This window comes from Streptomyces sp. NPDC044044, from assembly GCF_056434405.1.
In genome coordinates this window covers 361,746-380,007 of the sequence record NZ_JBWKFG010000001.1, presented here as the reverse complement: position 1 = coordinate 380,007, position 18,262 = coordinate 361,746, and the positions used below count along the sequence as shown (strand labels likewise).

The window sequence follows — 18,262 nt, the reverse complement described above, 5'->3', positions numbered from 1 at the left end:
CAAGAACTCTGCTCAGGCTGCGCGACGCACCCGTGCGGCCTTGCGGGCCTCCGCCATCTCGCGGGATTCGGCGGTCCGGCGCGAGCCGCCGCCGGAGCGGCCGGGCTGCCCCGGACGCGTACCCATCCCCCGGAAGGGGGCGCCGCCGCGCTGCTTGGGGCGCTCCGTCGGCGTGCTGCCGGCGATCGGCACACCGGAGGGGGCCTTCGCGCCGGTGATGCGGCTCAACTCGGCCTCGCCGGAACGGACTTGGGTGATCTGCGGCCGGATACCGGCGGCGGACATCAGACGGCTCATGTCGCGACGCTGGTTGGGCGTCACCAGCGTGACGACACTGCCGGACTCACCGGCGCGGGCCGTACGCCCGCCACGGTGGAGGTAGTCCTTGTGGTCGCTGGGCGGGTCGACGTTCACGACCAGGTCGAGGTTGTCGACGTGGATCCCGCGCGCGGCGACATTCGTGGCGACCAGGACCGTCACGGCACCGGTCTTGAACTGGGCGAGGGTGCGGGTGCGCTGCGGCTGGGACTTGCCGCCGTGCAGCGCGGCGGCGCGCACACCGCTGCCCATCAGGTGCTTGGTGAACTGGTCCACGGCGTGCTTGGTGTCCAGGAACATGATGACCCGGCCCTCACGCGCCGCGATCTCCGTGGCGGTCGCCATCTTGTCGGCGCCGTGCACGTGCAGTTCGTGGTGCTCCATCGTGGTGACCGCGCCCTTGGAGGGGTCGACGGAGTGGACGACGGGGTCGTGGAGGTAACTGCGCACCAGCAGGTCGACATTGCGGTCGAGCGTGGCCGAGAACAGCATCCGCTGGCCGTCGGGGCGCACCTGGTCGAGCAGTTCGGTGACCTGGGGCATGAAGCCCATGTCGGCCATCTGGTCGGCCTCGTCCAGGACGGTGATGCTCACCCGGTCCAGACGGCAGTCCTTGCGCTCGATGAGGTCCTTGAGCCGACCGGGTGTCGCGACGAGCACCTCGGCCCCGGACCGCAGCGCACCGGCCTGCCGGCCGATGGACATGCCGCCGACCACCGTGGCGAGCTTGAGCTTCAGGGCACGGGCGTACGGCGTGAGTGCCTCGGTGACCTGCTGGGCGAGCTCCCGCGTGGGAACGAGGACCAGGGCGAGGGGCCGCTTCGACTCGGCGCGCTGTCCGGCGGTACGCACGAGGAGCGGGAGCCCGAAGGCGAGGGTCTTGCCGGAACCGGTACGGCCACGGCCCAGTACGTCCCGGCCCGCGAGGGCGTTCGGCAGCGTCGCCGCCTGGATCGGGAAGGGCTCGGTCACGCCGAGGTCGGTGAGCGTCTTCAACAGCGGGGCCGGCATGTCGAGTTCAGCGAAGGTCTCCGCCGCCGGGAGGCCCGGGGTGATGGTGACCGGGAGAGCGAACTCGCCCTGCGGGGCGGCGGGACGTCGTCCCTGGCCGCCGGAGCGATTGCCGGGTCGGAAGCCGCCCTGACGGCTGTTGGCGCCGCGGGGGCCGCCGCTGTTGCGGGGGGTGGAATAGCGGTCGTTCGTGCGAGCTGAACGGTTCATGGAGAACCTTCCTCGATATGGCACGCATCGAGGAATTCTCGGTGGATTTCAACCGAACGAATTGCAAGCACGAGCCGAATAAAAGACAAACTTCTGTAAACAGCAACGAGCTGGTGCCCGCACCGTGAGGTGCGGGCACCAGCCTCGTCTTACGCTTCAGCGTCAGGCAGGAACGATGTTCTCGGCCTGCGGGCCCTTCTGGCCCTGAGTGACATCGAAGTTCACCTTCTGGCCTTCCTGAAGCTCACGGAAGCCCTGGGTGGCGATGTTCGAGTAGTGGGCGAAGACGTCGGGGCCGCCACCCTCCTGCTCGATGAAGCCGAAGCCCTTTTCCGAGTTGAACCACTTCACGGTGCCAGTAGCCATACTAAATATCTCCTTCGGGGCAAGCCCGGGACCCGCACTGTGCGGACCCCGGCGTCGCCACGTTGATTGCCCCGTCCGGAAAACGTCTCCGGAAATACAAAAGTGCCCGGCGGAATAGATCCACCAAAGGCACTTGAAGTCTTATGGGAACCACAACTGCAACTACGATCAACAGTAGCACGAGATCGCCTTCACGGCACGGGCAACCTCTACATATTTCGCCCGACCGGCCGATGGCCCACCACACATTGCGGAAATTTGCGGACCTCTGGTCTCACCGGGGCCGAGAAATGGCCCGCTGGAGCACGGCCGCCCGCGGAGCGGTGAGCCCCAGGCTGACCGCGCGCCGGCGCAGGCGCTCCGCGCCCGCCTTCTCCCGGGCCGACTAGGCACCGAAGGTGCGGACCGCGGCGGACGGCCAGGAGGTCTTCCCTGGCGTACGGGTCCAGCTCGTCCTCGACCATCCGGGTTAGCCGGGCACCCGCACGCAGCGCAGCGGTGCGGACGTGCGCCCGGGGGTGCCGGTACGGGCGAAGGTGATCCAGGCGGTACGCAGCTTCGAGCCGAGCGTGTCCACCTCCTGCCAGGGGACGTTCCCGAGCATCGGCGACGCCCGCCAAGCCTCGCGCGAGCCGAAGAGGAGCGGGAGTTCGAGGCAGTGGGTGGCGCCGAAGGGTGATGCGGCCGGGCGCCAGTCAAGGCGGTACCGGTGCACCTGGGCGCCCGCCCGCGCCGCGCGCGTCCCGAAGAGGGACAGGGGTTCTTCGTAGACGCGGCGGGTCACGTCCGCCGTGTCGTCGCCCTCGCCGGGGAACGCGGTCATGTCGTCGAGGTTCCAGCCGTACAGGATGTCGAGGCCGCCTACGTTCTCCTCGAAGGAGTCGAAGGGCTCCGCGGAGGAGTGCGCGGAGGGGTGCGCGGCCTCGACAGGGGTGAACGCCGGTTCCATCGTGCTGCCGGAGCGGCTCACATTGGCCAGCGCGGTCTCGCGCTGGGCCGCCAGGATCGCGCGTATGTCAGCGGTGCGCGGGTCGGAGGCGACGAAGTCGGCGAAGAGGCGGCCCAGGACCTGGGCGCCATCCCGGGGGCGCGCCGCGAGTGCGAGCGGGGCGCTCTGCAGGATCGCCCGGCGGAACAGCCCCTTGGCCTCCGGCATGTCGAGGAGGATGCGGATGGACAGGCCGCCGGCCGACTGGCCCATCACCGTGACGTTGCCGGGGTCTCCCCCGTACGCGGCGATGTGCGCGTTGACCCAGCGCAGTGCTTCCAACTGGTCGTGCAGGCCGAGGTTGCCCTCGCTGATTCCGTCGAGGAAGAGGTAACCGAGCGCGCCGAGGCGGTAGTTGACACTGACGACCACCACATCGCCCTGGGCGGCCAGTGCGCCGCCGTCGTACCAGTCCATCAGCCCGGCGCCGCTGCTGAACCCGCCGCCATGCAACCACACGAGCACCGGGCGGGCCCCGGCGTCACGGGCCGGTGTCGTGATCGACAGGTTCAGGCAGTCCTCGCCCTGCGGGTGGCGGTCGAGGGGAGGGCCCATCACCGTGTCGAGCCTGGAGGGCAGCTGAGGACAGATCTCACCGCTCGACGGGCGGGTGTCCGGGTCCTGCACAGGCCTTGGACGTGCGAAGCGCTCCGCGATGGCATAGCGAATCGGTCCGGTCCTGACCATCGTCGATTCGGTCATCCTTCTACGCCCTCCGTGACGAGTACGACTGCACCGCGCGCAGTCTCCGTCACCGAATGGAACAGCGCCACCACCGGTGGAGGAGAGCCCGGAAACGCGGCCGACCGTCGAGGAGACGGGAAACCTCCACGTGGCGGGCTTGGCCGCGGCTTCTCTCGCTCGGACTGGCACGCTCCTGCATTGGCACGTGTCAATGCAGGACAGTTCAATACTGAAACGCACATTCCATTGCAATCTCGTTATGCATTGACTCCTTGACGCCGGGAACGCTCCGGGGTTGGCTTTCAGCCACCTCGGATCACAACGAAGCGGTCCGATCGAGGAAGTGGGCGAATGAGAACCCGTACGCGTGAAGCCACCGTCGCCGTATCAGTGAGCGCCTTGGCACTCTCGCTCGCCGCATGCGGCAGCCTGCTGGGCTCCGACGACGGAGAGTCGCAGACCGAGAGGAAGGGTGACGCGGTCACCATCGGTCTGCTCCTGCCCGAAGCGGAGACGGCGCGCTACGAGAAGTTCGACCACCCCATCATCGAGAAGCAGGTCAAGAAGCTCACGAACGGCAAGGGCAAGCTCGTCTACGCCAACGCCGACGAGGACGCCGCCAAGCAGAGCAGCCAGCTCGACCAGATGGTCGCCGACAAGGTCGACGCGATCCTGGTGAGCGCGGTGGACGCGAAGAAGATCGCTCCGTCGGTCAAGAAGGCGAAGGAAGCGAACATTCCCGTCATCGCCTACGACCGGCTCGCCGAGGGACCCGTCTCCGGGTACGTGGCCTTCGACAACGAACTGGTCGGCCAGGTCCAGGGCCAGGCGATCCTGAAGGCGCTCGGCAGCGGCAACCGTCAGAACAGCAAGATCGTCATGATCAACGGTTCGCCGACCGACCCGAACGCGGCCGTCTTCAAGGAAGGCGCGCTCTCCCAGCTCCAGAACCAGGTGGACATCGCCAAGTCGTACAACACCGTGGGCTGGAAGCCGAAGACGGCCGGCACCCACATGACCGAGGCGATCACCGAGCTGGGCAAGGACAACATCGCGGCCGTCTATTCCGCCAACGACGGCATGGCGGGCGGTGCCATCAAGGCCCTCAAGGCCGCGGGCCTCACGGACCTGCCGCCGGTCACCGGCCAGGACGCGGAGCTGCCTGCCGTGCAGCGCGTCGTCACGGGCGAGCAGTACATGAGCGTCTACAAGCCCTACCCCGAAGAGGCCGTCGGCGCCGCGCAGATGGCGGTCCGGATCGCCCAGGGCCGCATGGTCGAGTACGACGCGCTGGCCGGGGACAGGTCCGAGAACGCCAGCACGAAGAACATCCCCTCGCTCCTGGTCTCGGTCCGCCCCCTGACGCGGGACACCATCAAGTCCACGGTCATCAAGGACGGCATCTACACGACCAAGGAGATCTGCACGGCCGAGCTCAAGGCGGCGTGCGCGACGGTCGGCCTCAAGAGCTAGGGGCTGAGGCTGAGGGCTGGGGCTGGGAACTGGGGGCACGCGCATGAGTACGCCACCGACCCCATCGGGAGCGGGTGCGGGTGCGGGTGCGGGAACGGGAGCGGGACGAGCTGACGGTTCAGCCGTCCGGATCGGCGCTCTCGTTCCCCTGACTCGCCCTGGCTGGGTCGAGGCAGGCCGGCACTTGCTCGCAGGACTTGAGCTGGCCGTGCGTGAGGTCAACGACGCCGGCGGGATCACCGGAAGGCCGCTCGAGCTGGTGGTCCGGGACACCGCGGCTGATCCCGCGAGGGCCGCCGCGGCCGTGGAGGAATTGGCCGGTCTGGGTGTGGCTGCCGTGGCGGGCGAGTATCACAGCGTCGTCGCTCGCGCCGCTGCTGCCAGGGCCGACACCATCGGCCTGCCGTACCTCTGCTCGTCAGCGGTTCTCGACGCCCTCACCGAACAGCCGACGGAGTGGGTCGCGCGCCTCTGCCCGCCGCAGTCCCGCGGCTGGCGCGTCTACGCGGACTTTCTTCTCGACGCGGGCCACAGCCGCATCGCCGTGGCTGCCCAGCAGAGTGTCTACTGGGCAGCCGGGACCCGCGTTCTGCGGGACTGCCTCACCCCACGTGGCGGCGCCGTCGTCGAACTCGACATGAGCGCGCTCTCGCCCACGGCCCTGTGCGGCGAACTCGCCGACGAGCAGGCGACAGCCCTCCTTCTGCTGGTCGGCCACCCGGATCCCGCGGTGCCGATCGTCAAGTCCGTGCGCAGCGATCGGCGTCTCGCGGAAGTCATGATCGGTGCTCCGGCCGGGCAGCCGGAGTTCGCCGAGTGGGCGGCGCTGCTGGGCGACGACGGCGCCGCGATCCCGTTCTTGCGCTATCTGCCCGAGCGCCTCACCCCGCTCGGCGCACGCGTCGAGAAGGCCCTCAGGGAACGACTGGCCGAAACACCCTCCTTCGTCGCGTTTGAGGGCTACGACACGGTCACCGTCCTCGCCGATGTGCTGCGTTCGCACGGCGCGGACCGGGCGCGTACTGCCGCGGCCTGGCCGCGCGTCGATGTCGAAGGCACCCGCGGCCGGATCCAGTTCTCCCGCACGCCGGGCATCAGCGTGTGGCAGTGGGCTTCGACGCCCGTCCAAGTCGTCGACCGGGATCCGGCGGAACCCGATCGCATGCGGATCCTTCACTCCGGCTGAGGGTGGGGAGGAGGGGAGGCAAGGGAAGCGTCCGGAGGATCAACTGGGATTCGCCACCCCAGTCTTCGTATCAAGCTCTCAACAGCAAGGAAAATGCGGCCAGATGGGTCGCATCCACGATTCCCTTGGACAGCGGCCGGGTACGACTGGCGGCAGCCACGACTGGTGTCTGGAGGGGGAATCCGATGAGCCGAACCGGCATGCCCACGCGCACGATCCCCGTACGCACGGGTGTCCTCTCCCTGTGCGGGGACATCGACCGTCCCGTCACGCTGACCGTGGCGGACCTGCGGGAGGGTTGGGAGCAGCACAAGTCGGACGTGGTCTTCGACTGCGCCACCAACGGACCGCAGCGTCACACCTTCACCGGTCCCCTGCTCCGGGAGGTCGTCGGCGACGCACGGCCGGCGTTCGACGCACGGCGCCGCAAGGACCGTTCGCGCTTCCTCCTTGCCATCAGCAGCGGGGACGGTCACCACACCGTCCTGTCCTGGGCGGAGATCGACGCGGACTTCGGCAATACGCCCATCCTGCTGGCCACCCGTCTCGACGGTGAGGAGCTGGACGCCGTGGGGAGCCAGCTCGTGGTGCCGTCGGACCGCTGCGGCGCGCGCTACATCAGCGCGATCAGGAGCATCTGGATCGGCGCGTGCCGCGTGCCGGAGGAATCCCCGCGCCCTCAGTGCCAGTAGCCGCGCCGGGGCAGCTTGAGCCATATGTCGGGCGGGCCTGTGACGGCGCGTGCGTCGGTCAGGCGGAGACCGACATGGGCGCAGGAGTAGGCCACAGCGCTGTGACGGTAGAGGTAGGAGGCGAGGACTTCCTCCGAGGAGTCGTCCTCGGACGGCCCGCCTCCCGGGTGCAGGTCCCAGCCTTCTCCGGCGCCGTCGCGGAAGATGCTGCCTTGGTTGCCGCTCTTGGGATTGGCATAAAGGCCGTAGCACACGGTGCCCGCGGAGAGCAGGGCCTGCACTCCGGGCATCTGCGGTGCGTACCCCCAGGGCTGGGTGATGACGCAGCCGCCCGGCACATCGGTGGCGCCGATGATCTGCAGGGAATCGTCCATGTCGTACGACCAGGGGTCCTCCAGGAGTTCGTCCAGCTCGGGGTCTTCGTACGGCTCGGCCCCCAGTCGGCGCGCGGCGTCGGCCGCGCCGATCCCGGCCACACAGGCGAGGCCCAGGCCCTCGTAGTGGACGTCTCCCAGAGCCGCCGTCAGCCGTCTGCCCTCCGTCGCGGCAGCGGACTCCGCCGGGGTCAGACCGCGCTCGCCGGCCGGAACCCTGAAGAGGTCCGGGGTCGGACCCGCGAGGCTGAGCCTGCCCGGTGACCAGCCCGCCAGCATGGGCCGCCACGGGTCGGCCCCCGCGGCCGCGAGAACGCGGGCGTTGTCCGCGCGATCGGACAGGACCGCCGCCCACAGAGCGGTGCGGCCCTCGTCCTCCGCGTCGACATCGTCGACACGGCGGGCCAGTTCGGCGACCACTTCCGGTGAGCCGAACACGGCCGCCCGGTGCAGGGGGCGGCCGCCGCTCCACACATTCGGATCGGCCCCGCGCTCCAGCCGATCGCGGACCAGCGCGTGGTCCCGCCAGCCTTCCCAGCCGAGACCCGCCCAGCCGTCACTCTCGCCAACAGCCATGACTCTCCCCCTTTGTGGTGGCCGCGGCACCTGTCGTCGTGCCGTCGTCGGCCACTCACTGAACGCTACAGACGACCACTGACAATCACGTCCGACGCCTGCACCGACGTCTGCTCCGACGTCCGCTCCGACGTCTGCTGGGGGACTCGAGCCCCCGGGCAGTTGTGGCTGACCGTGTCCGCGAACGCCTTGGCCAGTGGAGACAGCGCATCCCAGCGGCGCACCGCCCAGCCGGTCCACAGGGTGGGCAGTTCCGGGATGGGGATCAGGCGCAGGTCGGGGTGGCCCGGACCGCGCCAGCCCGGCAGATCGGGGACGATCGCGTGGCCCAGGCCGAGTTCGGCGAGCAGCAGGGCGGTGTCCCAGTCCGCGACGCTGGTGTCGGAGGCCGGGCTGATGCCGCGCTCGGTGAACCAGGCGTCAAGGCGCGCCCGGGAGGTCGTACTCTCCGGGAGCCCGATGAGCTGGATGCCGGCCAGGTCACCGGTGGTGATCAACTGCTTCGTGGCGAGAGGGTCGTCCCGGTGGACGGCGAGCACCCAGGGAAGTTCGATGACGGGGCGCTGCTCGATGCCCTTCACCGGTGCGCCGATGCTGATCCAGGCCAGGTCGAGGCCGCCCGCGATGAGGGCGTCGAAGCAGCTGCGGCTGGAGTGGGCGGTCTCGAATTCGAGGCTCACCTGGGGGTGGCGTCGGCGGAACGCCACGATCGCGTCGGACATGAAGTGGCGCACCGTGGTGGCGCCGGTGGTGATCCGCACCGACCCGGCCTCACCGTGCACCAGGTCGCTCAGTCGGCGCAGCGCGTGGTCGATGTCTCCCAGGCCACCGGTCGCCGCGTTCTGCAGGAGCAGTCCGGCCGGGGTGGGCACGACTCCGCGCGGGTGGCGTTCGAGCAGGCTGAGCCCCAGCTCCCGCTCCAGGCGCTTGATGTGCTGACTCACCGCGGGCTGCGTACAGGAGAGGTCGCGGGCGACGGCGCTGAGGCTGCCCGCCCGGCAGACGGCGACGAAGACACGCAGATCATCGAGGGTCATAGAGGGTGAAGCTACAGCTTGGGGGTCTGCAAGGAAATCCGAGGATTGACTTGGAGGTTGGGTGGGCGGGACGATCATTTCGGGCCCAGGGCGGCAACCCGGCCCGGCGTACACGTCATCCGGATGAGGTGCACGCCGGGCCGGGTGCCGACCCGCAGGACCTGCAGGACCCGCAGGACCCGCAGGACCCGCACCAGACTCTTCCGTCCCGGGCTGCCCGCACTCCGGTACGCCGACCGCCCCAGGAAGGGCCATCCATGGACGCACTCGAGGCGGTGGCCATCGGGGCCGCGGCCGTCGCGGCAGGCGGCATCAACGCGGTGGTCGGCTCCGGCACCCTGATCACCTTTCCCACGCTGCTCGCCTTCGGATACCCGCCCGTGCTGGCCAACGTCTCCAACACCATCGGCCTCGTCCCGGGCGTCATCAGCGCGGTGTACGGATATCGCGCCGAGCTCAAAGGCCAGTTGCCCCGCCTCCTCAGGCTCGGCATCGCATCGCTCCTGGGCGGCGTGGCGGGAGCGGTGCTGCTCCTGAAGCTGTCCGCCGACGCGTTCCGCGCCGCGGTACCGGTGCTGATCCTGCTCGCCTGCGCCCTTGTGCTGTTGCAGCCCCGCATCCAGAAGTGGCTCGCGCGGCGCGACAGCCGTGGCCGGGAGGACGGCGGCATCCCCCTGTGGACCGGTGTGCTGGCCACCGGCGTCTACGGCGGCTACTTCGGCGCTGCCCAAGGGGTGCTGCTCATGGGCCTGTTCGGGTCGTTCCTCCGGGATGACCTGCAGCGTCTGAACGCCGTCAAGAACGTTCTCGCGGCACTCGTGAACGGCGTCGCAGCGGTCATCTTCATCGCGGTGACGACCGTCGACTGGAAGGCGGCCGGTGTGATCGCTCTCGGCTCCACCGTGGGCGGTCTGATCGGCGCGCGGGTGGGCCGCCGTCTGTCACCCGCCGTGCTGCGCGGGGTCATTGTCGCCGTCGGCGTGACGGCGGCCATCGCGGTGGCCGTGTGAGCGTGCCGAGGCCGTTCGGCGGTTCCGTGACCGCCTTCACGCCGGTCCCCGGCTAGGCCGCCCTGCTCTGACGCCGGTAGCCGCCCGGCGCCAGGCCGTACTCCCGCTTGAAGGCCTTGGCGAAGGCGAACTCCGAGCCGTATCCGGTGCGGGCGGCGACCGTCGTCAACGGGGCGTCGGACTCGCGCAGCATGCGGGCGGCGGTCGTCATGCGCCAGCGGGTCAGATAGGCCATCGGCGGTTCGCCGACCAGCGTGGCGAACCGCCGGGCGAACGCGGCACGGGAGAGTCCGGCCCGCTCCGCCAGGGACTCGACCGTCCACGAGGCCGCGGGGTCGTCGTGCATGGCCTTCAGGGCGGGCGCGACCGCCGCGTCGCCGAGGGCCGCCGCCCAGCCCTGCGCGGCGGCCGACGGCTGATCGTCCAGCCAGGCCCGCAGGATGTAGAGGAGCAGCGAGTCGATCAGGGCGGGCACGATGCCGTCCGAGCCGATGCGCGGGTTCTCCAGTTCGGAGCCGAGGAGTTGGACGGCGGCGCTCAGCTCCGGATGGCGCCCGTGCCGCGTCGGCAGGTGGATCACCTCGGGCAGCTGGCGCACCAGAGGGTGCGGCCGCCCCTGATCCAGGTGGTAGCTGCCGCACAGCAGGCTGGTCTCGGCGCCCTCGCCGCCGAGCGTGATCGAGCCGATCGGTGAACTCTCGTGGAACTCCTCGGCCTTGAGTTCCTCGGCCGGGGTGGAGGGATGGTCGGCGAGGACATGGCCCCGCCCGCCGCGCAGGAAGATCACGTCGCCGGGGTTGAGCGGGATCGGCTTCAGGTGCGGCAGGGCGTCGGGCAGCGGGACCAGCCAGCAGGTCCCGTAAAGGACCACGTGGAAGCCTGCGCCCGCGACGGGTGGCAGGTGCAGGCCCCAGGGGGCGCGGCCGTTGGTCCGTACGGACGCCGGGTGCCCGGTGCGCATGGAGGCCAGCGCCTCGGTGAGGATGTCCATCCGGCCTCGCCCTTCCTGGTTCCGTGCGCCGCCCGGCTCCTGGTGCCGTGCGCCGCCCAGCGCGGTCGGCCTGTTCAGACCGTCAGGACAATCTTGCCCTGTACGTGTCCCGTGGCGACCAGCTCGTGTGCCTTGCCCGCATCCGCCAGCGGGAACGTCTCCTCGACGTGCGGACGGATCTGGCCCGCGTCGATCAGCTCGGCGATCGTCTGAAGCCCCTCGGCGTCCGGCTCCACCAGGACACCGGCGAAGCGCCGCCCGGCGGCCTCGACGCGCTCGGCGAGCTCCCGGTCGCCGTGCTCCAGGATGCTGATGAGTACGCCGCCGGGGCGCACCACGCCGAGCGAGAGATCGCCCTGGGCGGTGGAGTCGAGGAACACGTCCACGTCCTTGACGGCCTCCGTGAAGTCGGTGGTGCGGTAGTCGATGACCTCGTCGGCGCCGAGGCCGCGCAGGAAATCGTGTCGGCCCGCGCTGGCAATCGCGATCACGTGGGCGCCGCGTGCCTTCGCGATCTGGACGGCGAAGTGGCCGACGCCGCCGGCCGCCCGCTGGATCAGCACCCGGTCGCCCTCCTTGATGTCCGCCGCCCGCACCAGGCCCTGCCAGGCGGTGAGCGCCGCGAGGGGGACGGCGGCGGCGTGCACGTGGTCGAGCGAGGCGGGCTTGCGGGCCAGCTGGCGGGACGGCGCGATGACGTACTCGGCGTACGCGGTGGCGGCGCGGGGGAAGAGCGGCATCCCGTACACCTCGTCGCCCACCGCGAACGTGGCGCCGGGGCCCGCCTCTTCGACCACCCCGGAGATGTCCCAGCCCACGCCGAACGGCGGCTCGCCGAGCAGCGGAAAGGCGCCGGACCTGACGGCCACGTCCGCCGGGTTGACGGCGCTGGCACGGACCTTGACGAGTACTTCGCCGACCAGCGGCTTCGGTCGTTCGGTCTCCACGACTTCGAGGACCTCGGGGCCGCCGAAGGACTTCTGGATCACTGCGCGCACGGTAATTCTCCCTGGGTTACGTGTCCTGCTCGGCTGCCGGGACGGGCCGCTTCGCCTGATGTCCTCAACCCTAGGGAGATCGAATGAGCCGCAGAATAGCCTTCTGTCTCGTCTACATGTCTCATCGTCTTGTTGCGCGACACCCTCGGTCATGCGTGTCCCAGGTCACACCACGAGTTCCGTTCGCCGGTCACATTCCCGCGCCGCGGTCCGTCAGAGCAGTGACGCACTCAAGACGCCCGGCCGGAGCAGGTCCGTCCAGGCATCCGCCCGATGGGAGCATTTCTGATGTCCACCGCCTACGTTGTCGTCACCGTCCTGGCCGCCGTCATGGTGGGTTTCTCGGCCGCCTCCGTCTTCCTCCGCGCCAAGTGGGTCGTGGAGCCCATGGCCGACTACGGCGTCCCCCTCTCGTGGCTGCCCTGGCTCGGCGCGGCGAAGGCCGCGGGGGCGGCGGGCCTGCTGGTCGGACTGCTCGTGCCGGCCGTCGGCGTCGCGGCCGGTATCGGCCTCGCGCTGTACTTCGCCGGCGCCGTCGTCACCGTGATCCGGGCCCGCTGGTACGCGCACATCCCGTTCCCGCTGCTGTACGCGGCGCCGGTGGTCGGCGCCCTGGCCCTGGGTTTCGCCGCCTAGCCCTCAGCCGTACCCTCCCCACCTTCCGCACCACGGAGACCGCCCCAATCGCAACTTCCGCACCACGCGCATTACTTGAAGGGTTGACTGAGCCACGACAAGGCGTATGGTCTAGGCCAATGAGTCGACCGAGGCGCCCGGTTGTCTCTCGCCCCTCCTCCCCCCATACAGAGGGAACAGAGATGAACAAGAAGCAGAAGCTGGCAGCCGCCCTGGGTGCGGGAATCGCCCCCATGCTCGTCCTGGCCTCCGTCACCCCGGCCAGCGCGCACGGCTATGTCTCCTCACCCCCGAGCCGTCAGGCACAGTGCGCGGCCGGGACCGTGTCCTGCGGCGAGATCACCAACGAACCGCAGAGCGTCGAAGGCCCCAAGGGGCAGACGACGTGCAGCGGAGGCAACGCCCGGTTCTCCGATCTGGACGACGACAGCAAGGGCTGGAAGGTCACCGATGTCGGCTCGTCACAGGAGTTCAGCTGGAAGCTGACGGCCCGTCACAGCACCAGTACCTGGCAGTACTTCGTCGGCGGCAACAAGATCGCCGAAGTTGACGACGGAGGCGCCCAGCCGGGCGAGACCGTCACGCACAAGGTCGACTTCGGTGGCCTCAGCGGCAAGCAGAAGGTGCTCGCGGTGTGGAACATCGCCGACACCGCCAACGCCTTCTACGCCTGCATCGATGTGAACATCGCGGGCTGATCCCCCGCACCGGGGCGGCTCCCCCACACCACCCCACCCGGCCTGCCGGGCCGCGGCGCCATCGCGCCGACGGTCCGGCAGGCCGGGCTTTTGCGTGCCATGACGCTCAAGTCCAGGTCCGGCTGAGATGGTGGTCGCATGGCCGATCTGCGCAGAACTCTGGAGACACACGTCAACAACGGCTCGGTGGCGGGAGCGGTGGGCCTGGTGGCCCGCGGTGACCGCGTCCAGGAGGTCGCGGCCGTCGGGTCCGTCGACGCCGAGGGCACCGCCCCGATGGCCAGGGACTCCATCTTCCGCATCGCGTCGCTGACCAAGCCCGTCACCGCCGCGGCCGTCATGATGCTGGTCGACGAGGGCCGGATCGCGCTTGACGACCCCGTCGGCGAGTGGCTGCCCGAACTGGCGGCGCCGAGCGTCGTCCGCGCTCCCGACTCACCGGTGGACGACGTGGTCCCGGCGGTCAGGCCCATCACCGTGTTCCACCTTCTCGCCTCCCGTACCGGATACGGGTTCCCCTCCGACTTCTCACTGCCCGCGCTCGCGCCGCTCTTCAGCGAACTGAAGCAGGGTCCCCCGCAGCCGCAGGCAGTCCCTGCTCCGGACGCCTGGATGGCCGCGCTGTCCCACATCCCGCTCCTTCACCAGCCCGGCGACGGCTGGCTGTACAACCTCAGCTCGGACCTTCAGGGCGTGCTGATCTCGCGGGTCACGGGAGTGCCGCTGCCCGACTTCCTCGCGGAGCGGATCTTCGAGCCCCTCGGCATGGCCGACACCGCCTTCTCGGTGCCGCCGGGGAAACTCGACCGGTTCACCAGCTACTACGCGGCCGGAGCCGAGGCCGGCCCCGAGCGCGACCCCGAGACCGGACTCGAACTGCTCGACGCCGCCGACGGACAGTGGAGCACTCCCCCCGCGTTCCCGTCCGGCGCAGGCGGTCTGGTCGCAACCGTGGACGACTGGCTCGCCTTCGGGCGCATGCTGCTCGCCGAGGGGACGGCGCCGGACGGGCGACGGCTGCTCACTGCCGATGCGGTGCGGCAGATGACCACCAATCAACTCACCACGCCCGAGCGGGAGTCCGCCGGCCTGTTCCTCGAAGGGATGGGCTGGGGGTTCGGCGGGGCGGTGGACGTCGAGGCCGCCGAACCGTGGAGCGTGCCGGGACGCTATGGGTGGGTCGGCGGCACGGGCACGACGGCACACATCACACCGTCCACCGGCGCGGTCACCGTCATGTACAGCCAGTTGCAGATGGGCGGACCCAGCTTCCCCGAGCTGATGCGGGACTTCTGGCGGTACGCGGCCGGGGCCTGAGGCAGCCTGGCCCATGCCGCGAGAAGCCGGCGGGCCCGGGAGGCCTGTCCAAGAGCATGGCCGAACGGCCGAGCACGCCACGGTCATGTCATGCGCACCGTGGCGCCCGGCTTCCGGGCGAGGATCTGGATGCCCGTCGACTCGTGTCCGTTCATGGTGGCGACCGTGATGTGCCGGGTGCCGACCGTGTCGAACCCGGCAAGCAGGTCGGGGAACCAGTCGTCGGCGTGGTGGCGGCAGACCGCTCCGTCGCTCGTCTCGAACACGCCGTACCTGCCGTGGTGTTCGGCGAAGCGCGCGTAACGGCTGAGGTTGCGTTCGTCGTCCTGCAACAGAAGATCGCTCAGGTAGAGCAGCCCACCGGGCTTCAGGACACGGTTCAGTTCGGCGATCAGGCGGTGTTGCGCCTCGTCACCGGGGATGCAGGTCAGCACGGCGAAGAGGATGACCACGTCGATGCTCGCGTCCGCCTCGGCCAGGGTCGGCGGGTCGTCCAGCACGGCGAAGCGCATGGCCGGGTGCTCCCGACGGGCCCGGGTGATCATCCTTGGTGAGGTGTCGACGCCCGAGAGACGGGTGAACCCCTGCGCGTCGAGCGTCCGCATCGTCCGGGCGTATCCGCAGCCGTAGTCGAGGATGGCGGCATCCGGGGCGACTCCGTCGAGCCAGGGGCGGTGCACGGGGTGGGTGAACGTCTTCGTCGTCGCGGCGGCGTCCCAATAGGCCACTTGGCTGTCGAGCTCGGACATGGCTGGTTGCTCCTCCTCGCTTCGGCGGTGGCGCTCATGCTGCCACGCCCCTGCGAGGGGCGGTCCCAGGACGGTGCAACCCGACGGCTCAGCTCAGCTGTCGGCGCACCAGTTCGTGCAACCGCCCGCCCGTGTCCGCCAACAGCTGTGCGGGCGGCCCCTGTTGGACGACTTGGCCCTCCGACATGACGATGACGCGGTCCGCGTCCAACACCGTGGAGAGGCGGTGGGCGATGACGATGCGGGTGGCGTTCAGGGCGCGGGTGCTGTCGATGACCGTGCGTTGCGTCTCGTTGTCCAGGGCGCTCGTCGCCTCGTCTAAGAACAGGACGCGCGGGCGGCGGATCAGGGCCTGGGCGATCATCAGGCGTTGGCGCTGGCCGCCGGAGACCGCTCCGCCGCCGGAGATCATCGTGTGCAGGCCCATCGGCATGCGCTTGATGTCCTCGGCGAGGCCCGCCATCGCCGCGGCCTCCCACGCCTCCTCCTGCGTGAACGTCTCGGCGCCGCAGATGCAGTCCAGGATCGAGCCGGTGAGCGGCTGCGCGTTCTGCAGGACCACTCCGCACTGGCGGCGGACGGCTGCTTGGTCCAGGGCCGACAGGTCCTGGCCGTCGTACAGGACGTTGCCCGAGACCGGCTTGTCGAAGCCGATCAGGAGACGAAGGAGCGTCGACTTGCCGCAGCCGCTGGGGCCGACGACCGCGACGAACTCCCCCGGGCGGATGGCCAGGGACACGTCGTCCAGGACCAGGGGGCCGTCGTCCGCGTAGCGGAAGGACAGGCCGCGGGCCTCGATCTCGCCCTGCAGCTCACCCGGCTGCGTGCTCGCGCCGCGCACCTCCGGCGCCTCGTCGAGCACCGGCTTGATCTGCTCGAACATGGGCAGCACCGCGGCCGCCGAGATCAGTGCGCCGGTGAGCTGCGTGACGGATGTCAGCAGCATCGTCACCGCCGTGCTGAAGGTGAGGAACTCCCCTGCCGTGAGGCTGCCGCGGGCCGGGCCCGCGAGGAGGATGAACATGATGAGCGTGCAGAGCGGGAGGTAGACCGAGTTGAGGACCGTCGTCACGTTCTTGATGCGGCCCGCACGCTGCTGGAGCTCGCGGCTTCGTGCGAACTCCCCCGCCCACGCCGCGTACGCGAAGCTCTCCGCTCCCGCGACGCGCAGCTTGGGCAGGCCGCGCAGCGTCTGGAAGGCCTGGTTGTTGAGCTTGTTGCTCAGCTCGATCAGGCGGCGCTGCCAGCGCAGTTCCCACAGGCCCAGGGTCAGGAACACCGCCGCGATCACGAGCAGCATCGCCAGCGCGGCCAGGGCCAGGGGGACGCTGTAGAGCAGCAGCAGGACCAGGTTCATCGCCCCGATCGTGCCCGCCTGCAGTGCGACGGGGCCGATGCCCGAGAGCACCCGGCGGATCGCGCTGACGCCCATCGCCGCGCTCGCCAGTTCACCCGTCGAGCGGGAGGCGAAGAAGCGTGTGGGCAGGCGCAACAGGCGGTCCCAGACCGCTGGTTGGAGGGCGCTCTCCATGCGGCCCTCCATCCGCAGGATGGTGAGGTTCTGCAGCAGCATGAAGGCCGCCGAGACGATGCTCGTGATCATCACCGCCAGGGACACCTGGACGATGAGGCTCTTCTCGCCGTTCGGGACGAACACACCGAGGACCTGGCCTGTCGCGATCGGCACGAGCGCCCCGATCGCGACCGTCACCAGACCGGCGATCGCCAGATTGCGTACGTCGCCTCCGGTGCCTCGCAGGCTGAAGCGGAACAGCCGCCAGGGCGTCAGCGTCCGCTCCGGCAGCGGGCGGTAGAACATGACCCCCTGCGGCTCGAATTCGTCCGCGTTGGTCTTGTCGATGCGCATGCGGCGCCCGGAGGTGGGGTGCACCGACTCATAGCCGCCGCGCCGCCACAGCAGCGCGACCGGCTGCCCGCTGGCCGCGCGGTGTCCCACCAGCGGCCCTGTGTTCTCTCGCCACCAGCGCCCGTCGAGCCGGACGGCACGGGTGCGGATCCGCGAGGCCACCGCGACCTGCTCCACCGGGTCGATGCGGTCGCTGACCGCACCTCCCTCCGCGGCGCCGGACAGGGTGATGCCCGCCGCTTCGGCGACAAGACGGCAGGCCGCGTACGTCGCGTCGTCACCGCCCCGGGATTCACTGCGGCGTGAACTGCCCCTGCCCGAGCGGCCGATCGAGGCGATCAGGGTGCGGTCGGCCTGCTCGCGGACCGTCTCGCCCGCCTTGATGCCTGCCGCCGTACGGTCCTCGTGGGCCCGCTCCAGGCGTTCGATCCAGCGGTCCAGCGTCGACAGGAGCCGGTACTGCTGGTTGACCATGCGCTGCCACATGGCGGCGTCGACGAGCAGGTCGCCCGTGGCCTCCGCGCTGTAGGCGGAGCCGTACTGCACGCTGCCCGGCGCGACCGGCATCCAGAGGATGTCGTCGTCGGTCACCACGTCGTCGCCCGTGGTGCGCCCGTCGAGCGGCGCCTCGAACAGGACCCGGTGGCTGCGTCCGATGCCGAGCGCGAAGGCGTGCTCCAGCAGGCTCAGGGACGCGTCCTGGGTGTCGTACTGACTGGGGTACTGCTGCTCGTAGGCCCAGGTGTCGCCGTAGTCGGGGCGGTACAGCTCGCGCAGCGGGATGCGGCGCAGTTCGCAGCCCTGGAGGGGGCGGCCGACGAGGGTGTGCTGCGGGCCTTCGACGGGGCCGAGCAGCAGGGTGCCCGGTTCGAGACGGCCGAGGAAGTGCCAGTGGCCCTGCTGCACGGCGTCGACCGCGAACAGGTCGAGCGCGCCGGCCACGACGAGCCAAAGCACCTGCGGACCTTCGAGGTGCACGCTGCGCAGGCCCGTGCAGTCGGCCGGTGTGCCGAGCGCGCCGAAGGCCGCGGCCACCGCATCATCGGTGTACGGGGTGTACTGCTCCGGTACCGAGGTCACC

Annotated in this window: 16 protein-coding genes; 7 read left to right on the top strand and 9 right to left on the bottom strand. The window is 70.1% G+C overall.

Going from position 1 to position 18,262, the window contains the following annotated elements; translation table 11 throughout:
* Positions 1-12 precede the first annotated feature (12 nt).
* The 3 genes from AC07AG_RS01790 to AC07AG_RS01780 form a co-directional block, all read right to left on the bottom strand.
* A complete protein-coding gene (locus tag AC07AG_RS01790; RefSeq protein WP_478750801.1) occupies positions 13-1,539 on the bottom strand; it encodes a DEAD/DEAH box helicase in 1,527 nt (508 codons plus the stop codon).
* A gap of 162 nt (positions 1,540-1,701) precedes the next feature.
* Positions 1,702-1,905 (bottom strand): cold-shock protein, encoded by a 204-nt coding sequence (locus AC07AG_RS01785; protein ID WP_100598391.1) that lies wholly within the window; start codon positions 1,903-1,905, stop codon positions 1,702-1,704.
* A gap of 469 nt (positions 1,906-2,374) precedes the next feature.
* A complete protein-coding gene (locus tag AC07AG_RS01780) occupies positions 2,375-3,595 on the bottom strand; it encodes a carboxylesterase family protein (RefSeq protein WP_478750799.1) in 1,221 nt (406 codons plus the stop codon).
* 333 nt (positions 3,596-3,928) lie between these two features.
* On the opposite strand from AC07AG_RS01780, the gene AC07AG_RS01775 reads away from it, so the two are divergent.
* From AC07AG_RS01775 to AC07AG_RS01765, 3 genes are all read left to right on the top strand, one after another.
* Positions 3,929-5,050, top strand: coding sequence for a sugar ABC transporter substrate-binding protein (locus AC07AG_RS01775; protein ID WP_478750797.1), 1,122 nt, complete (start codon positions 3,929-3,931; stop codon positions 5,048-5,050).
* Positions 5,051-5,093: 43 nt separating this feature from the next.
* The gene (locus AC07AG_RS01770) at positions 5,094-6,236 is read left to right on the top strand and encodes an ABC transporter substrate-binding protein (RefSeq protein ID WP_478750795.1); all 1,143 of its coding nucleotides are present in this window, start codon (positions 5,094-5,096) and stop codon (positions 6,234-6,236) included.
* 185 nt (positions 6,237-6,421) lie between these two features.
* Positions 6,422-6,928: a molybdopterin-dependent oxidoreductase gene (locus AC07AG_RS01765; protein WP_478750793.1), complete on the top strand. Its 507-nt coding sequence runs from the start codon at positions 6,422-6,424 to the stop codon at positions 6,926-6,928.
* Here the strand turns inward: AC07AG_RS01765 and AC07AG_RS01760 are convergent.
* Positions 6,916-7,878: an ankyrin repeat domain-containing protein gene (locus AC07AG_RS01760; protein WP_478750791.1), complete on the bottom strand. Its 963-nt coding sequence runs from the start codon at positions 7,876-7,878 to the stop codon at positions 6,916-6,918. The genes AC07AG_RS01765 and AC07AG_RS01760 overlap by 13 nt on opposite strands.
* A 65-nt stretch (positions 7,879-7,943) precedes the next feature.
* Positions 7,944-8,915, bottom strand: coding sequence for a LysR family transcriptional regulator (locus AC07AG_RS01755; protein ID WP_478750790.1), 972 nt, complete (start codon positions 8,913-8,915; stop codon positions 7,944-7,946).
* A gap of 257 nt (positions 8,916-9,172) precedes the next feature.
* On the opposite strand from AC07AG_RS01755, the gene AC07AG_RS01750 reads away from it, so the two are divergent.
* Positions 9,173-9,925: a sulfite exporter TauE/SafE family protein gene (locus AC07AG_RS01750; RefSeq protein ID WP_478750788.1), complete on the top strand. Its 753-nt coding sequence runs from the start codon at positions 9,173-9,175 to the stop codon at positions 9,923-9,925.
* A 52-nt stretch (positions 9,926-9,977) separates the two neighbouring features.
* Here the strand turns inward: AC07AG_RS01750 and AC07AG_RS01745 are convergent, their stop codons facing one another.
* Entirely contained in the window at positions 9,978-10,916 is a 939-nt protein-coding gene (locus AC07AG_RS01745; protein ID WP_478750786.1) for an AraC family transcriptional regulator, read from the bottom strand.
* A gap of 74 nt (positions 10,917-10,990) precedes the next feature.
* Complete coding sequence (locus AC07AG_RS01740; protein ID WP_478750784.1) at positions 10,991-11,914, bottom strand: NADP-dependent oxidoreductase; 924 nt, start codon at positions 11,912-11,914, stop codon at positions 10,991-10,993.
* Between the two features lie 288 nt (positions 11,915-12,202).
* On the opposite strand from AC07AG_RS01740, the gene AC07AG_RS01735 reads away from it, so the two are divergent.
* The 3 genes from AC07AG_RS01735 to AC07AG_RS01725 all read left to right on the top strand — a co-directional run bounded on the left by AC07AG_RS01735 (position 12,203) and on the right by AC07AG_RS01725 (position 14,565).
* Positions 12,203-12,550: a DoxX family protein gene (locus AC07AG_RS01735; RefSeq protein WP_478750782.1), complete on the top strand. Its 348-nt coding sequence runs from the start codon at positions 12,203-12,205 to the stop codon at positions 12,548-12,550.
* Positions 12,551-12,732: 182 nt separating this feature from the next.
* Positions 12,733-13,248 carry a lytic polysaccharide monooxygenase auxiliary activity family 9 protein gene (locus AC07AG_RS01730; RefSeq protein ID WP_478750780.1) on the top strand — a complete coding sequence of 172 codons (516 nt, stop codon included), beginning with the start codon at positions 12,733-12,735 and terminating at the stop codon, positions 13,246-13,248.
* A 138-nt stretch (positions 13,249-13,386) separates the two neighbouring features.
* A complete protein-coding gene (locus AC07AG_RS01725) occupies positions 13,387-14,565 on the top strand; it encodes a serine hydrolase domain-containing protein (RefSeq protein ID WP_478750778.1) in 1,179 nt (392 codons plus the stop codon).
* An 83-nt stretch (positions 14,566-14,648) separates the two neighbouring features.
* Here the strand turns inward: AC07AG_RS01725 and AC07AG_RS01720 are convergent, their stop codons facing one another.
* Entirely contained in the window at positions 14,649-15,314 is a 666-nt protein-coding gene (locus AC07AG_RS01720; RefSeq protein ID WP_478750776.1) for a class I SAM-dependent methyltransferase, read from the bottom strand.
* A gap of 88 nt (positions 15,315-15,402) precedes the next feature.
* Positions 15,403-18,261: an NHLP bacteriocin export ABC transporter permease/ATPase subunit gene (locus tag AC07AG_RS01715; protein ID WP_478750774.1), complete on the bottom strand. Its 2,859-nt coding sequence runs from the start codon at positions 18,259-18,261 to the stop codon at positions 15,403-15,405.
* Position 18,262 lies beyond the last annotated feature (1 nt).

What these genes read in the sequence shown, in the direction of transcription:
- AC07AG_RS01790 (WP_478750801.1), bottom strand. Translation starts at nt 1,539, where the DNA reads ATGAACCGTTCAGCTCGCACGAACGACCGCTATTCCACCCCCCGCAAC.
- AC07AG_RS01785 (WP_100598391.1), bottom strand. Translation starts at nt 1,905, where the DNA reads ATGGCTACTGGCACCGTGAAGTGGTTCAACTCGGAAAAGGGCTTCGGC.
- AC07AG_RS01780 (WP_478750799.1), bottom strand. Translation starts at nt 3,595, where the DNA reads ATGACCGAATCGACGATGGTCAGGACCGGACCGATTCGCTATGCCATC.
- AC07AG_RS01775 (WP_478750797.1), top strand. Translation starts at nt 3,929, where the DNA reads ATGAGAACCCGTACGCGTGAAGCCACCGTCGCCGTATCAGTGAGCGCC.
- AC07AG_RS01770 (WP_478750795.1), top strand. Translation starts at nt 5,094, where the DNA reads ATGAGTACGCCACCGACCCCATCGGGAGCGGGTGCGGGTGCGGGTGCG.
- AC07AG_RS01765 (WP_478750793.1), top strand. Translation starts at nt 6,422, where the DNA reads ATGAGCCGAACCGGCATGCCCACGCGCACGATCCCCGTACGCACGGGT.
- AC07AG_RS01760 (WP_478750791.1), bottom strand. Translation starts at nt 7,878, where the DNA reads ATGGCTGTTGGCGAGAGTGACGGCTGGGCGGGTCTCGGCTGGGAAGGC.
- AC07AG_RS01755 (WP_478750790.1), bottom strand. Translation starts at nt 8,915, where the DNA reads ATGACCCTCGATGATCTGCGTGTCTTCGTCGCCGTCTGCCGGGCGGGC.
- AC07AG_RS01750 (WP_478750788.1), top strand. Translation starts at nt 9,173, where the DNA reads ATGGACGCACTCGAGGCGGTGGCCATCGGGGCCGCGGCCGTCGCGGCA.
- AC07AG_RS01745 (WP_478750786.1), bottom strand. Translation starts at nt 10,916, where the DNA reads ATGGACATCCTCACCGAGGCGCTGGCCTCCATGCGCACCGGGCACCCG.
- AC07AG_RS01735 (WP_478750782.1), top strand. Translation starts at nt 12,203, where the DNA reads ATGTCCACCGCCTACGTTGTCGTCACCGTCCTGGCCGCCGTCATGGTG.
- AC07AG_RS01730 (WP_478750780.1), top strand. Translation starts at nt 12,733, where the DNA reads ATGAACAAGAAGCAGAAGCTGGCAGCCGCCCTGGGTGCGGGAATCGCC.
- AC07AG_RS01725 (WP_478750778.1), top strand. Translation starts at nt 13,387, where the DNA reads ATGGCCGATCTGCGCAGAACTCTGGAGACACACGTCAACAACGGCTCG.
- AC07AG_RS01720 (WP_478750776.1), bottom strand. Translation starts at nt 15,314, where the DNA reads ATGTCCGAGCTCGACAGCCAAGTGGCCTATTGGGACGCCGCCGCGACG.